This window comes from Streptomyces sp. NPDC048291, from assembly GCF_043201715.1.
GTDB lineage: Bacteria > Actinomycetota > Actinomycetes > Streptomycetales > Streptomycetaceae > Streptomyces.
In genome coordinates, this window is record NZ_JBICZC010000027.1 from 15906 (window position 1) to 29839 (window position 13934).

12 protein-coding genes and 3 pseudogenes are annotated in these 13934 nt (G+C 66.9%); 5 read left to right on the forward strand and 10 right to left on the reverse strand.

The window, feature by feature from the left end:
* Window positions 1-9 precede the first annotated feature (9 nt).
* From ACGF5O_RS47290 to ACGF5O_RS47300, 3 genes and pseudogenes are all read right to left on the reverse strand, one after another.
* Window positions 10-81 (reverse strand): annotated as a pseudogene (locus tag ACGF5O_RS47290) (hypothetical protein); the annotation flags it as partial.
* A gap of 10 nt (window positions 82-91) precedes the next feature.
* Window positions 92-172, reverse strand: a pseudogene (locus ACGF5O_RS47295) (AAA family ATPase); the annotation flags it as partial.
* A 57-nt stretch (window positions 173-229) separates the two neighbouring features.
* A complete protein-coding gene (locus ACGF5O_RS47300) occupies window positions 230-1105 on the reverse strand; it encodes an oxidoreductase (RefSeq protein ID WP_393816151.1) in 876 nt (291 codons plus the stop codon).
* A gap of 64 nt (window positions 1106-1169) precedes the next feature.
* Here ACGF5O_RS47300 and ACGF5O_RS47305 point away from each other — a divergent pair, with 64 nt between their 5' ends.
* Window positions 1170-1760: a TetR/AcrR family transcriptional regulator gene (locus ACGF5O_RS47305; RefSeq protein WP_393816152.1), complete on the forward strand. Its 591-nt coding sequence runs from the start codon at window positions 1170-1172 to the stop codon at window positions 1758-1760.
* Window positions 1761-2249: 489 nt separating this feature from the next.
* On the opposite strand, the pseudogene ACGF5O_RS47310 reads toward ACGF5O_RS47305, so the two are convergent.
* Window positions 2250-2498: pseudogene (locus ACGF5O_RS47310) on the reverse strand (hypothetical protein); the annotation flags it as partial.
* Here ACGF5O_RS47310 and ACGF5O_RS47315 point away from each other — a divergent pair.
* Entirely contained in the window at window positions 2383-2925 is a 543-nt protein-coding gene (locus ACGF5O_RS47315) for a TetR family transcriptional regulator (RefSeq protein ID WP_362602823.1), read from the forward strand. The pseudogene ACGF5O_RS47310 and the gene ACGF5O_RS47315 sit on opposite strands and share 116 nt — an antisense overlap.
* A gap of 423 nt (window positions 2926-3348) precedes the next feature.
* Here ACGF5O_RS47315 and ACGF5O_RS47320 read toward each other — a convergent pair whose 3' ends face one another.
* Entirely contained in the window at window positions 3349-3540 is a 192-nt protein-coding gene (locus ACGF5O_RS47320; RefSeq protein ID WP_362602820.1) for a hypothetical protein, read from the reverse strand.
* 20 nt (window positions 3541-3560) lie between these two features.
* The gene (locus tag ACGF5O_RS47325; protein ID WP_393816153.1) at window positions 3561-4490 is read right to left on the reverse strand and encodes a helix-turn-helix transcriptional regulator; all 930 of its coding nucleotides are present in this window, start codon (window positions 4488-4490) and stop codon (window positions 3561-3563) included.
* Between the two features lie 174 nt (window positions 4491-4664).
* Between ACGF5O_RS47325 and ACGF5O_RS47330 the strand changes: the two genes are divergently transcribed.
* Window positions 4665-5357, forward strand: coding sequence for an SDR family oxidoreductase (locus ACGF5O_RS47330; RefSeq protein ID WP_393816154.1), 693 nt, complete (start codon window positions 4665-4667; stop codon window positions 5355-5357).
* A gap of 88 nt (window positions 5358-5445) precedes the next feature.
* Here the strand turns inward: ACGF5O_RS47330 and ACGF5O_RS47335 are convergent, their stop codons facing one another.
* Window positions 5446-5796 carry a hypothetical protein gene (locus ACGF5O_RS47335; protein ID WP_393816155.1) on the reverse strand — a complete coding sequence of 117 codons (351 nt, stop codon included), beginning with the start codon at window positions 5794-5796 and terminating at the stop codon, window positions 5446-5448.
* A gap of 156 nt (window positions 5797-5952) precedes the next feature.
* The gene (locus tag ACGF5O_RS47340) at window positions 5953-6615 is read right to left on the reverse strand and encodes a TetR/AcrR family transcriptional regulator (RefSeq protein WP_393816156.1); all 663 of its coding nucleotides are present in this window, start codon (window positions 6613-6615) and stop codon (window positions 5953-5955) included.
* A gap of 673 nt (window positions 6616-7288) precedes the next feature.
* Here ACGF5O_RS47340 and ACGF5O_RS47345 point away from each other — a divergent pair.
* Window positions 7289-7942, forward strand: coding sequence for a TetR/AcrR family transcriptional regulator (locus ACGF5O_RS47345; protein ID WP_393816157.1), 654 nt, complete (start codon window positions 7289-7291; stop codon window positions 7940-7942).
* 348 nt (window positions 7943-8290) lie between these two features.
* Here ACGF5O_RS47345 and ACGF5O_RS47350 read toward each other — a convergent pair whose 3' ends face one another.
* Window positions 8291-10087 carry an ABC transporter ATP-binding protein gene (locus ACGF5O_RS47350; RefSeq protein WP_393816158.1) on the reverse strand — a complete coding sequence of 599 codons (1797 nt, stop codon included), beginning with the start codon at window positions 10085-10087 and terminating at the stop codon, window positions 8291-8293.
* 1092 nt (window positions 10088-11179) lie between these two features.
* On the opposite strand from ACGF5O_RS47350, the gene ACGF5O_RS47355 reads away from it, so the two are divergent.
* Window positions 11180-11641, forward strand: a complete 462-nt coding sequence (locus ACGF5O_RS47355; protein WP_393816159.1) for an SDR family NAD(P)-dependent oxidoreductase — start codon at window positions 11180-11182, stop codon at window positions 11639-11641.
* Window positions 11642-12445: 804 nt separating this feature from the next.
* Here the strand turns inward: ACGF5O_RS47355 and ACGF5O_RS47360 are convergent.
* Complete coding sequence (locus ACGF5O_RS47360; RefSeq protein ID WP_393816160.1) at window positions 12446-13561, reverse strand: hypothetical protein; 1116 nt, start codon at window positions 13559-13561, stop codon at window positions 12446-12448.
* Between the last annotated feature and the right edge of the window lie 373 nt (window positions 13562-13934).

Consider the following 13934-nt stretch of genomic DNA (forward strand, 5'->3'; position numbering starts at 1 on the left):
GAGGACCTTGGGAGTGATCGCGACGACTGCTTGCTGCAGTGCGCTGTAGCGAGCAGTCCCCTCGGACAGCGCGCCGAGGATTGAGGAGGTGGCTGAGGATGGCGGCGGCCAGGAGCTTGCCGGCGGACAGCTGTCCCCATTCTCCGAAGCCCTTGTCCGAGGTGAGGACGATGGAGCCCTTCTCGCCTGCCTGTCTGCCGCCTGCTTGCCTGGCGTGAACTCGGGTGGTTCAGACGGGGCAGCTCACACGGGTGAGCCGCTCGGAGACATCCCAGAGACGGGCCGCGAGGTCCAGGTCCTGCGCGGTGGCCGAGCGTGGGATGAGTTCGGGGGCGCCACGCATATGGGCGAGGTGCCTGGGGCCGGCGAAGCTGTTGCCGGGGATGTCGGCGACAGCTGCGTACAGCACGGGAAGGGCGCCCTGGGCGGGGCCTTGCGCCAGTAGTTTGAGAGTTATTGCCCACGGGATGGGCGGACGGCGCCCGTCACGCTGGTAGATGTCGGTCGCCACCAGGCCGGGATGTGCCGCCTGCGCCAGCGCGCTGGACCCGGCAGCGGTCAGCCGACGCTGGAGTTCCGCGGTGAACAGCAGGTTCGCCAGCTTGGAGTCGTTGTAGGCCCGGGAGCCGCGGAAGGGGCGCCGCTGCCAGTTGAGGTCATCGAAGTCGAGCTGGGCCATGCGCTCGGCCTGTGAGGCCACCGTCACGACCCGGCCGGCGAGGTGCTCGAACAGCAGGTTGGTCAGGGCGAAGTGGCCGAGGTGGTTGACGCCGAACGACGACTCGAACCCGTCGACGGTTCGGCCGAGCGAGGGTGCCGAGATCCCGGCGTTGTTGACCAGCAGGTCGATCGGGCTGTTCCAGCCCGCAGCGAATGCCCGCACCGATTCGAGGTCGGCGAGGTCGAGCTCGCGGACCTCGGTCGTCCCGGGCATGCCGGCAGCTGCCTTCCTGCCCTTTTCGGGGTTGCGCACGGCGAGGACCACCCGGGCCCCGGCGCCCGACAACGCCTGGGCGGTAGATCGCCCGACCCCGGCGTTCGCACCGGTGACGATCACCGTGGTACCGGTCAGATCAGGAATGTCACGCACGGTCCATGTAGTCATGGACAAGAATCTAGGCAGCGACAAGAAACCTGTCAATGGCAACATTGCGGCTAGGCTGCGTCCCATGACGACGCGTCCCTACCACCACGGCCACCTGCGGACCACGCTGCTTGCCGAAGCCGAAGGCATCCTGCGGGAGGACGGCGCCGAGAAGCTGTCGTTGCGTGAGCTCGCGCGGAGGGCCGGAGTGAGCCATGCCGCACCCCGTCACCACTTCCCCGACCGCCAATCGCTGCTGGACGCCCTCGCGGAGACAGGATTCCTCCGCCTCGGCGACGAGGTATGCGGGGCCATCGGCGATGCCGCACCGGACTTCGAGGCGCAGCTGCGGGCGGCGGCAACCGCGTACGTACGGTTCGCCGTGCGCGAGAGCGCCCTGCTCGACCTCATGTTCGCCAGAAAGAGCGGGGGGAAGCAGACCGGCCTCACTGAAAGCTTCATACGGCTGTCCACCACTGTGGGCGACCTGATTCGCAAGGGACAGCAGGCCGGCCGGCTCCCACCGGCCGACCCCGAGCGGCTGCGCCTACTCCTCGTTGCCACTCTTCAAGGCATCGCCGCGCTCATCATCTCCGGCAGAGCGCCCGCCAACCAGACGGACGCCCTCATCACCGACGCGATCACTCTCTTCACGGGGGACCACTGCCAGCAATAGATCTCCCGGGGCGGCCCAAGGAATTCCGCCGGCTCGTAGCGCCGTCCCCGCAAGACTGGACTGAAGCGGATACTGGAACCTCGGCAGCGCGACCACAGCCCCAAGTAATTGCTCAGCGCTAGACGCCACTTGGCCGTAGCTGTACGAGAACAGGGCCGGCACGGGTGCGCGCGCCACGATGGTTGGCTGCAAGCTTGCGGGCCGGGGTCTCCTCCCTGTTGACCGCGGCCCGACCATCATCACCGGGCACGCGGCGCAGATGCGCGTGACTTTCATCGAATGGAACACTCGGGGGAGTACGCCCACCCCGCGAGGTGGACACGTTCGAGCTCAATTCGGGGTCGGGTAGTTTCCGGCCGCGAGGTCCTCGAGCAGGCTCGGGTGAGTGGGCTGCCAGCCGAACTTCTTGCGGGTCAGCTCGCTGGAGGTCGGCTGGTCGAGGGCGAAGACGGCACCGGCCGGGCCGAAGTACCCGGCCGGCACGGACTCACCGCGCAGCACGCCGGCCCCGGCCGCGCTCACGATCCGCGCGGAGGCATCGGAGCGGGCCAGCTCCAGCACTTCGTGACTTGCGGCCACCAATTCGGGCACAAGCAGGGAGCCGATCCCGCCGCTGGCTCCGGTGACGAACACCTTCGACCAGACCACCGGGGCACAGATCGCGGCCCGGGCCGGTATGTACGAGCGGTCCTTCTTCCGGCTGTTTCCGGACAAGCGCGAGGCCTTTTTCCACTCCATGGAGACGATGCAGCGCGAGGCCGTCGCCGTCATCGCGGGCACCCTCGAGGGGACATCTCCCGTCGACGCCGTCGTCGCCGCCTTCGAACAGCGCTGCGAGGCCATCCAACGCAATCGGCACACCGCGATCGTCCGGCAGAATCTCCTCGCGGCCAATCCCGAACTGCGCGAGCGCGACCTGACCAAGCACGCCGAACTCGCCGCCTCGATGGCCGAGGCCCTGCGCGAACGCGGCGCCGGCGAGCAGGCGGCGACCCTGGCCGCCGAGACGGCGATGTGCGTGTTCCGCGGCGCACTCGCGCGCTGGTACGGCGATCCGGAGCACCAGGATCTGCCGACGCTCTTCCGCGACGGCCTCACCGAGCTGTCGTCCATGCTCGCCAACCGCACAAGCAGCCAGGCCCCGCCGACCCGCTCACAGCAGTAGCACGCCGCACCCCCGAGCCCGATGACCCGAGGCCAGCACAGAGTGTGCGCGTGCACATCAGATTCCAACGATGAAAGAGACGCCTACGGCGGCGCTCAGGCCCATCAGCCCATTGTTTCGGGAGGCGAATGCACCACCTGCTCGACGCATTTGATTACTTTTCAGCACAAATACGTCAATACGTCGAGCCTTTTCAACCTTCGGCCTGGCTGTTGCGGTGCAGGACCGGGCAGCGCGGGCGAGGCCCACGGCAGACGGCCGAGTCGACCGGCCCCACGATGGCCTCAGTGACTGCGGCGTTGGGTCGCGGCCATCATGGCGAGCAGGGCCAGGGACCGCTTGTCCGGTGAGCCGGGCCGGGCGTGGAGGACGGTGAGCACCTGGCCGTCCTCCAACGGCATCGCGTGTGGAAGCGGAGGCGGATCACACCCAGCTCCGGGTGCCGAAAGCTCTTCGCGCCCGCCGTGGTGGTGCGGATGCGTGGCGGGCCCACAGCCCCCGGAAATCCTGGCTGTACAGCGAGAGTTCGCCGATGAGCTCGGTCACCTCGGGGCCGTCCCGCCCGCTTCCGATCCGCGCCCGGAAGTTGGCGACGGATCCGCCGCCGCGTTCCACTCCACACGTGACGCGTGAGGTCAGTGGGGCGGGTGGATTGGTTCCGTAGGTGAGGTCTGCGGTGCTGCCCAACTGGCGAGGAGTTTGAGGCGGTCCTCCGAGGGGGTGCCCGGCTCGGCCGTGTAGATGATCAGGTCGTGGACGGCCCGTTGAGGCAGGGGCAGGTCCAGGGAGTGGAAGGTCATCTCCAGACGGCCGACTTCGGGATGGTCCAGTCGCTTGGTGCCTTCGTGACGGATTCGGACGTCGTGACTGGCCCACATGGTGCCGAAGTCACGGCTGAGGGTGGACAGTTCGCCGACAAGTTCACGCAGGGCCCGGTCGTGAGGTTCACGTCCGGCTTCGGCGCGGAGCACTGCGACCGTGGCCCTTGCGCCCTCCTCCCAGTCGACGAAGAAGTCGGGAGAGCCGGGGTCGAGGAAGAAGTAACGGGGGAAGTTGGCGCAGCCCCGGTTGCTGGTGGTGTCGCTGTCGAACATCGGTGAGTACAGGGCCCTGCACAGCGCGTTGCTCGCGACGATGTCCAAACGGCCGTTGCGTACGAAGGCGGGGGCCATGGTCATGGAGTCCACCATCCATTGGACGGAAGACGGGATGTTGACGTCCTTGCGGCGGTGCGACCTGCGGCGGGCGGGGCGAGCCACTCTGGCCAGTTCGAGCAGGTAGGTGCGCTCGTCCTCATTGAGGAGCAATGCCTGTGCGACCGCTTTCAGCACGTCCTCGGAGACGCCGCTGATGTGGCCCTTCTCCAGCCGTGTGTACCACTCGGTGCTCACGCCAGCGAGGGCTGCGACCTCCTCGCGCCGTAGGCCAGGAACCCGTCGGCGTCGGCTGGTGGGCAGTCCGACCCGCTCCGGGGCGAGCTTGGCGCGTCGGCTGATGAGGAAATCGCGGATGTCCGAGCGGTTGTCGGCGGGAGTACCGGTGTCTTCTTCGGACGGAGGTGCCATTCGTCCACGGTACCCACGGTCCCGCCGATAGGGAGGTTGTGTTTATACCCCCCATAAACGCGACCTTGCCTGCCTTCGACGGCGCCGGTTTCGTGGGGTCGGCGAACTTGAACGGCACTCCCTCATCGCGGGCCGCCGTCCGCCGTCACCCATCCACACCTCAGGAGCATGACCATGACCAGCAAGACCGTACTGATCACCGGCGCGACCAGCGGTATCGGTGCCCACACCGCGCGGTTGCTCCTCGACCGCGGCCACCGCGTGGCGGTCACCGGCCGCGACGAGAGCAAACTGAAGACTTTCCTCGACGAGGCCGGCCACCCCGACCGGCTGCTGGGTCTGGTCGCGGACGCGTCGGACTGGCAGGCCACCGAGTCGGTCGTGACCCGCACCGTGGAGCACTTCGGTGCCCTTGACGCGGCGGTGGCCAACGCCGGATTCATGTCCGGTGACTCCATCGGGGCCGGTAACCCGACGTCGTGGACGCCGATGGTCCTCACCAACGTCCTCGGCCCCGCCCTGCTGGCCCATGCCGCCCTGCCCCACCTTGAGGCAACCGGCGGACGGCTGGTGCTCATCGGCAGCGTCGCCGGGCTGAAGAACTCTCCCGCCAATCTCTACTCGGCCACCAAGTGGGCTACCACCGGACTCGCCGAGAACCTGCGCCTGCACGCCACGACCCGCGGCATCGGTGTCACTCTTGTCAACCCCGGCATGATCGACACCCCGTTCTGGCAAGGCGCCAGCGTTCCCGCCTTCGCCCTGCCTCCCCAGCCCATTGCCGAGGCCATCTGCTTCGCCCTCGGCCAACCGGCAGGCGTCGACCTCAACACCCTGACCGTCCGGCCCATCGGCCAGCCCGTCTGACCACACTCGGCTGTCACACTACGCCGCCCACTTTCTCGGAGCCCTCCTTGCGCACGATGTCCTCCCAGTGCGGCACGGGCGCCATGTTCTAAGGCAACCACGGCGGGCGCCCCAAGGTCATCGACGACGACATGCTCATGCGGGAACTCTGCGTCGACGACGTGGTGGTCTCAACCGGCTCCGAGGCCATGGCCGGGCAGCGCGGGCGGTTCGACTTCATTTTTGACACTGAGCCGTCCGAGTTTCGTAGGATCCGGCGATCCTCCAAGCCGTCGGCCAGCCGGTACGTGCCGGTCGCGTCCGGCTCCTTCTCCACCGGGAGCATGCCGTACAGGCCGCCCGGTGCCTGGACCCGCAGGATGCCGCGCGGGCCCTGGAACTGCAGTTCCAGATCGAAGCTGCAGTATCGGAACCGTCGGGTCTCGACCCGGTTGTCCATCTCGATGCCGTCGCGGCGTCCTTCGAACTCGGTTGCGCCGATGACGCTCCGTCACTGATGTTGCGACACTCGGCGAGTCAGACTGCTCAAGCGGCAGCCGTGTGCCGGGACGCTCTGACCAGCCTCCCGGCACACGGCTGCATGTGGAGAACAGGTCTAGGTGGTCTGGCTCAGGCGGTGGCTGGTGATGCCTTCGTAGGGTGGCGCCGTGGGGAGTGACCGCGCAGTGCCTGGGGCCAACCCGTCGATGAAGATGCGTGCGTGCCGGGTGACGAGCGCTGTGGCGTCCTCGGCGGACAGGTAAGGCATGGGCCGGCAGATCAGGGCCGAGGTGATGGTGAGGTCCACCGCTGTGACGTCGGTGCGGATTGTGTCCTTCGCACGGGCGGTGGCGATCAGCTCGTCGAGCGTTGCGGCGATCTGCCCCTGAAGGGTGTTGGCTTCGGGGTCGTCGGTGACGGGGCCGCCCGCCAGAGGCAGGACAATCAGGTCACGCTGGTCGACTACCCGCAGCAGGTAGTCTTCGATGGCGCCCAGCGGATCCTGCTCGGCCGACTGCAAGGCCGTCTGCGCAGCTTGAAGGACCAGTGTGAAGCCGTCGACGACCACTTGACGGATCAGGGCGTCCCGGTCGGGAAAGCGCCGGTAGAGCGTGGCGATGTTCACTCCGGCGCGGCGTGCGATCTCATCGAGGGGGGCCGCCGTCCCCAGCTCGCGGAAGGCGGTGCGCGCGGCGGCCAGGACCTGGACCCGGTTGCGGGCGGCATCCGCTCGTAGCTTGACTGTTCCGTTGCTTCCCCGAGCGGTGCTGGAGGCCACTGTGCGTTCCTTTCCCCTGTCTGCGCCGCACGGCGATGACGCGCGGCGGCCGGTGCCTGCCGTCGACGTCTCAACAGGTGCGCTCATGCGCCCGCGGTCTGGACGGACAGCATGCGCATGCGAGCGCCTACGGTCCCGCCTTCAGTCTAACCGAAGGGTTTCCAGCGGTAGCGTTTCCGTCCTCCGCCGTCGGCGCCTGCGGCTACAGCTCCATGCGGGGCAGCGGCAGTGCTTCCGGCCTCCGTTTCTCGATCGGGCCGGTCATGCCAGGCCCTGGGGCAATTGCCACCTCGTGACCCGTGGACCGGGCTGGCTCGGCTGCTGGCGGTGCGAGCGGCACGAGGTGGCAATTGCTGGCCCGGGTGGTGGTCGGGAGGTGTACACCTGCAGCCTGCCAGGGGCGATGCGGCCGGGGCCTGGCAATCGCCCGCGTGAGGGGCGTCCCGTGCAGGTGTCCGCGTCGGTCGAAGGGAATTGACGATTGTTCATATTCTCGCTCGGACCGAGAGGCGATGACCCGAACCGGAGGTGCGCAGAGCGGCCGGTGAGGTGGCGAAGGCGGCTTAGCTGTGACATGAAAGTGAAGGAATTTTTGCGATTCCCTGGAGTGTCCCTTACTGTCTGCCGTAATCTCTCCATTGCCGGCGCAATGACGGGCTGAGAAGGACACACGGTGACGAGAAGAACGTCAGGGGAGGGCGCCGCGGCTCCACATCTGCGCGCCGATGCTGCACGGAACCGCGCCCAGGTCCTGGCCGCCGCACGCCAGGCCTTCCGTGAACTCGGGACCGCGGCTCCCCTGGATGAGATCGCTCGCCGCGCCGGCGTGAACATAGCCACCTTGTACCGACGCTTTCCCGATCGCCAGGCGTTGATCCGGCAGGTCGTCATCGACGGTTACACGCTTGTCCTGGAGGCCGCCCAGACTTCGGCCGACGCTTCGACCACGGACTCCGTCGAGAACTTCCTGATGGCCATGGTCCGTCAACGGAACATGCTGGTACTGCCCTTCATCGGTGGTCCTGTTGTCGATGACGAAGAGGTGTCGGCCCTTCAGCGGGAGATCAACGCCACGTTGGAGAAGCTGCTGGACGCGGCGTGCGGCGACGGGACGATCCGCTGCGACGTCACGGGCCTGGACCTGATCACTTCCGCAGCCCTGGCCTGTCGGCCCCTGCCTCACATCCCCGAGGCGGGGGCAGCGGCGCTGGCCACCCGTCATGTCCGCGTCTTCCTCGACGGTCTTCAGTCATCCGTAACCCGTGAGTTGCCTCCCCCTCCCGCGCGTGAGGAGATTGCCGTTCATCTGCGTCAGGAGGCGGCCTGACCGCGCAGGCACCACGACACGCACTCCACACTCGCCCTTTTGCAAGTCATACGTACGGGCCACGTCCAGCTCATCGACGAGCTCGTGAACTACTCGCGGGCCGTCGCCTTCGTCTTCCGGTAGCCGGGGGCCGGTGTTGACACCGTTACCAGCGGGAGCCGGCCGAACAGACTATCTCTCCCGGAGACAGGAACTGCGTCCGTGTGATGCTCGTCCGGGCAGGTCTGAACCCGGCTGGGGTCGAGAGCGTGAGGCCTCCGGGCGTGCTGCTCGCGCACGCAGCCTGCGCCAGGAGTCCCCGCTCCCCTCTTTGAGGGAGGGCGTCCCCTCCCTCAAAGAGGGGAGCGGTCAAGCCGCGTGCTGACGGCTGTGGTGATGGCGGCCGTCGTCGTCGATGAGGCGGCCGTGGTCCATCACGAGGACGGTGTCGGTGTCCTCGGCCAGGTGGAGGTCATGGGTGATCACGATGACGGCTCGTTCGGCGGCGAGCCGACGGATCGTTTTGAAGAAGCTGCGAGCCGATGCGACGTCCAAGCCAGCGGTGGGCTCGTCGAGGACAACGACAGGGGTCTCCCGGGCGAGGGCACGGGCCAGTGCCAGACGCCGGCTCTGCCCGCCGGAGAATTGTCGCCCGCCCGGGCCGACCACGGTGCGATAGCCGTCAGGCAGGATGTCCTCCACCACCGCATCCAGACCTGCAGCCCGAGCCGCACTGCGGATCTGTTTCCCGCTGGCTTTCGGGTTGCCGTAGGCGATGTTCTCCGCAACGGTGCCGTGGAACACCGCGGTTTGCTGGGGGAGCAGAGTGATGAGGTCCCGCACCTGCGTGACCGACAGCTCCATGATGTCCCGTCCGTTGAGCAGGATGCGCCCGCAGGCGGGGTCATAAAAGCGCAGTAGCAGCTTGGTCAGGGTGGTCTTGCCCGCGCCGCTCGGGCCGGTGACCAGCGTGAGACCACCCGAGGTCACAGTGAAGGAGACATCGTCGACACCAGCCTGCCGGGCATGGTGGGGATAACTGAAGCCGACCCGGTCGAACTGCACCACTGTGCGCTTGCCGGGCGATGCGCCGCCCGGCTCGATGCCCGTGCCGCTTGCCGCGGCAGGCCCGCGGTCGACGATCGAGGCCGGGGCGTCGAGGACGTACAGAACACGTTCACAGGCGGCGGCCGCCGACGACGCGGTGACGGCCAGACCGCCCAGACTCTGGATCTGCGGGTACAGGTAGCCGACGAAGGCTGCGAAGCCCATGAGTCCGCCCACCGACATGCGGCCGCTGCTGATCTCCCAGGCGCCCGCGCCGATCACGGCCAGGACGCAGACGGTCTCCAGCATGGCGGCCAAGGGCGCGTAGGCCCCGGTCAGCCGCGCCTGTGCGACTGCGGTGCCCATCCAGCGGGCGCCTTCCCGGTGCACCCTTGTGCTCTGCGCATCCTGCTGGTTGTACGCCTGCACCAGCTCGACGTTTGCCAGACTCTCCTCCAGCACGGTCGTCAGCGCGCCATGGGCGGCCCTCTCCTTGCCGGAAACAGCCCGGATCCGGGTCGAGAACCGGCGCGACGCCCCCCAGAACAGCGGTCCCGCGGCAAACGTCACCAACGCCAGGGAGGGGCTCAGCCACACTGCTGCGCCGGCGAAGAACAGCGCCGAGAACAGAGCGGACACCACCTGGACCGGCCCCGAGGCGACCAGGGCCTCGACCGCCTCAATGTCTCCCGTGAAACGGGCCATCAAGTCACCCAGCCTGCCTTGGCCGAAGAAGTCGGGCGGCAGACGGAGTACATGCGCGAGCATTCGGTCCCGCAATTGCAGAAGGAACTTCTCGCCTGTCCAGACGGTGATGAGTCCCGCGCCGAATGACGTGGCCGCACTCACTGCGGCTACAGCGACCCATAGCGACGCGGTCCGCGTGAAGTCGTGAAAGCTTCCCGACACCAGGACATGGTCGGTCATGTGCGCAAACAGACCTATGAGAACAGTCTCACCGGCAGCCGAAACCAGGGCCAGGACGATGGCGGCAAGGAGTCGGAGCCGTTCCTTTTGCAGGTACGGCCAGAACCTTTTGAAAACCGCTACCCCGGACAGATTCCGGTATTCCGGTTCCCGACCCGCTGGAATCCTCCCCCTGCTTTCCGTCGATGTCACCGAACTTCACTCTCCAGTCAGTGAATCCGCGGCGGGCGGTGGTGCGCCGTCCTGACGGCGCACCACAAACCCGCTGCTGTGGGCTTACGCCCAGGTCACCGGCAGTAGCTGCCGTAGCCGCGGCGGCCGTAGCCGTAGTCTCCACGGCCATAGCCGCGACGGCCGTAGCCGTAGTCTCCGCGGCCGTAGCCACGGCCGTATCCGTGACCGCCGTGGTTGCCGCCGAAGGAGCCGCGACGGCTGCCAAACAGATGGATGCTGCCCCTGTGAGAAGCGAGAGCGGATCGTTCCGAGCGGAAAGCTCAACAGCGCATCGAGCGGCCGGAATCGCGCACTGATGGCGCGACTTCGGGAGCGGGGATTTGCCGGTTGCTGATTTTCGTCCGAGTCGAACCCGTAAGCAGCTCCCCGTGGGTGACCTTCAGTCAGGCCATCCGCTTCAAGGGCGATGCCAGATTAACTGCAAATTTCCTGAGGTGTTTCCCCGGGATGGCCTTCCGGCCGGCCGCCGAGCCACGTTCCACTCTTCGGGCACCCGTGATGAGCTGCGACAACAAGGCCTGCGCCGAGGAGAATGCGACGCCGATCACACCATTGGCCGCATGAGCGATTCTTCTACTGTGCGCACTGTGCTGGTTACGAATCGTGCTTGATGTTCGCTGGCTTCCTGTCTATCCGTGCCGTGCGGCCCTGCCGTAGGGGACGGCTGTCGGGCCGTCAAACTTCGGTTCTTCAGGTGGAGATCCGGTGCGTGCCGCCAAGTGTCCGGCCCGGGGGCCTTCTCTGGAGCGCAAGGAAAGTGGGCCGGGGCTCGCTGTGGCGTTGTGCGATGCGCCTCTGATGCTGGTCGAGTGGCTGTCCAACGCAGTCCTGGGGTGCTTTCGGGATGAGAAAACCATCTCTGAGCTGCGCTTTCACATAGTGAAGGATTCTCTGCGTTTATGGTAGTGTGGGTGTCGTAGAATGGCGGGGCGCGAATTCCAGCAGCCCCCTGACGGCGAAGAGTTTGCGTATCCGCATCGTCTCGGTCTCACTGGCGCGAAGCGGTCGCCCGGCAGTCTGCGGGTCCACCGTGGGATTGGCGTGAAGTCCATGGGAAAGCTCAGTGACAAGGTTGCTCAGGTGACTGGTGCGGACCGGCGAACCGGCAAGGCTGTCACCGTGCGGCTGGTCGAGAACAGCGCTGCGGCGGCGGCCAACTACCGCAGGAGCGCTTCTGACTCCGAGGAATTCGTCGGCGAGCTGAAGGAGCGTGGTGCCCGGGCCGTCGTTCTCCAGGCCGACTTCGCCGACCCGGTGTGGACCGGACGCCTGGTCGACCAGACCGTAGAGACGTTTGGGAAACCCGACGTTCTGGTGAGCCACGCGGGCACCGAGCGCTTCAGGTCGCTGAAGGAAAACACGCCGGACGGCTCTGACGGGTGTTCTCCGCCAACGCATGTGGGCAGTTGTTCACAGCGCAGCAGGCGGCGCGCCGCCCCGGGTGCCGGCGGGCGGATCGCATTGACCTCGTCGGCCAGTGCCGCTTGGGTGGTGTTCCAGCACACGTTCTGAGCGGTGGGCAAGGGTGCGATCACTGGCATGGTGTTCAACCCGGCCGCCGAATCGGGCAGTCGGGGATTGCCATCAACGCCGTCGCCCCGGCGACACAGCCACTGACATGACCGCCACCCGCGCTCCAAGCCGTGAGTACCCGCTGCTGAAGGTTTCGCTGCAAGAGCGGGAGAAGACGCACGGCGTGCCGGGCCGATCGGGCCCGCCCGGAGGAGATCGCCGTGGCGGCCGCCTTCGCGGTCGTCGGCAATGCCTCACGTATCACCAACCGCACCATCGAGCCGAGGGCGGCTGCCTTTGATCCCCGCTCCTGGTGTGTCGGACATCCCCTTCCGGCGGTGTCCCGTCCATCCCTCACCGGTCGGCAGTGGCCCGTGAAACAGGAACCCAAGGTGGTACCGCGTAGCGGTACGGACCGGAATCTCCTGCCCTCGGGCAGGAGAGGGCGCCAACTCAGAGCTCTGCCCTTCAGAGCTGGGTCAGGCTGATGAGAGCCGGTCGGCTCTCATGCTCTGCTGATGGCCAATCGGTTTCTGCAAGGCCAGAGGATCGCCTTCGATGAGACCGCCGAGGAGGGTGTTCCGACCGAGCGCGACACAAGGAACCGCCAGGCGGCTCGAACCGGGTGCAGTGCCCGGTGGGCGGTGGACGGGATCTCTGGCCTTGATGCCTCTTTCTCCCTGGGGTTCGTCGCCGGGAGGATCCAGAGACCAAAGGCGGGGAACCGGACATGATCGTCTGGCGCCCACCGCGATCCGGCTTGGCTCAGACGGCGCCGGCCGGCCAGCCCCGTACGGCTGAGTGTCAGGCCATGGACGGATTCCCTGTTTTGTAGGCGTGCTCCAGATCGATGATGAGTCCTTCCAGGTAGGTCATCAGCGAGCCGTAGATATGCCATGAACGGGGCTCGACCAGCGCCCCCTCGTCCACGAGGCGGGTCATCGTCTCGTGCCACTCCCGGGCGCGCTTGCTGGCCTCGCGCAACTGCTCATGAGGCCCGGCGCCCACCGAGTCGATCATCCGCTGGGGGGCGGCGAAGGCGTCGACCGCCCGACCTGCGCATTCGAGTGTTCCGGCGTAATGTTCCAGGAACTGCTGGCCCAACTGCCCATGTGTATAAGGTTCGTTGTGAACCAATGTCCAAGCGATGCCGCGTACCTGCAGCGCGACTGCGTGCAGGGCCTGGAACGCCTCGTCGCCCGCGCCGATGGGTCGTCCTTCATGCAGGAGGACTCGTGTGTTCCAGCGAAGGCTCTCCTGGGCCTGCAGGAGACGCGTGTTCACATCCGCAAGGCGGTCCTCCAGATCACGGCCTCTCTCTCGCCAGTCCTGGGCATGCATGGCATGCTCGTGTTCGCGCAGGCCGCGTCCCATCTGCCGCAGAAATGCCCCCATGGCGAGCGCCAGCTCTCGGACTGCGGCATCGGATTCGTCTGCGTGCACCGGAGGCAGAACCAGGGCGTTGACGGCAATGCCCACTGCTGCGCCGGTCAGTATCTGAGCGGTCGATGCAACGGTGTTCCCGAGTGGGGCAGCTGTCACGGCAGTAAGGGTCAACAGTGCCGTCGTGGCCACGTGGAGCCAGTCGTTCGATGCTCGACGTCCACCGGCGATCACGGCAACTATCAGCACGCCTGCCGCCCCGCTGAGGGCGGACCCCATCAGTGGCGCGGCGCTGACGGCCACAGCCACACCTGCCACTCGTGTGAGTGATCGACGCGCCGCCTGCGTCACCGATCCGTACACGGTTGCGGAGTTGACCATGAGCAAAGTCATGGCAATGGCCGTATAGCGCTGCGTTCCGTCATGCCATGTCCCGGTGATCTCCCAGGAGGCCAGTGTCGCGATCAGGCTCTTGATGACGTCGACCAGGGTCTGGAAGGCGGTCGGTCTGCTGATTTGCGGGCGCAGAGCCCCCACTATCTGCCGCAGTGTCGTCTGGCGGTCACACGGATTCATGACGGCGAGACGTCGTATGCAGGTACTGGGTGACATCTGTACGCATTACTCCTGATGGTCGGCCCGGGGCGTCGGAGCCCTGTCCTTCGGGAGGCGGTCGGGTCCGTCGCCGGCGGACACCGCCGCTGCTCGCTTGTCAGTGCTTTGGCGGTTGTCGCCGGACGGTCGCGCCGTCGCCCTGGCTCGGGCGCAACCCCTGCACCCAGAACTTTCAGCACCATACTACATAAGTGAAGTAAATCCTTCAAATACGTCATTCCGGGCAGTGGAGCACTCGTCGGGCATATCCTGGCCGACAGGGTCCCGCTCTTGCCCTGGCGGCGCGCGGCACAGT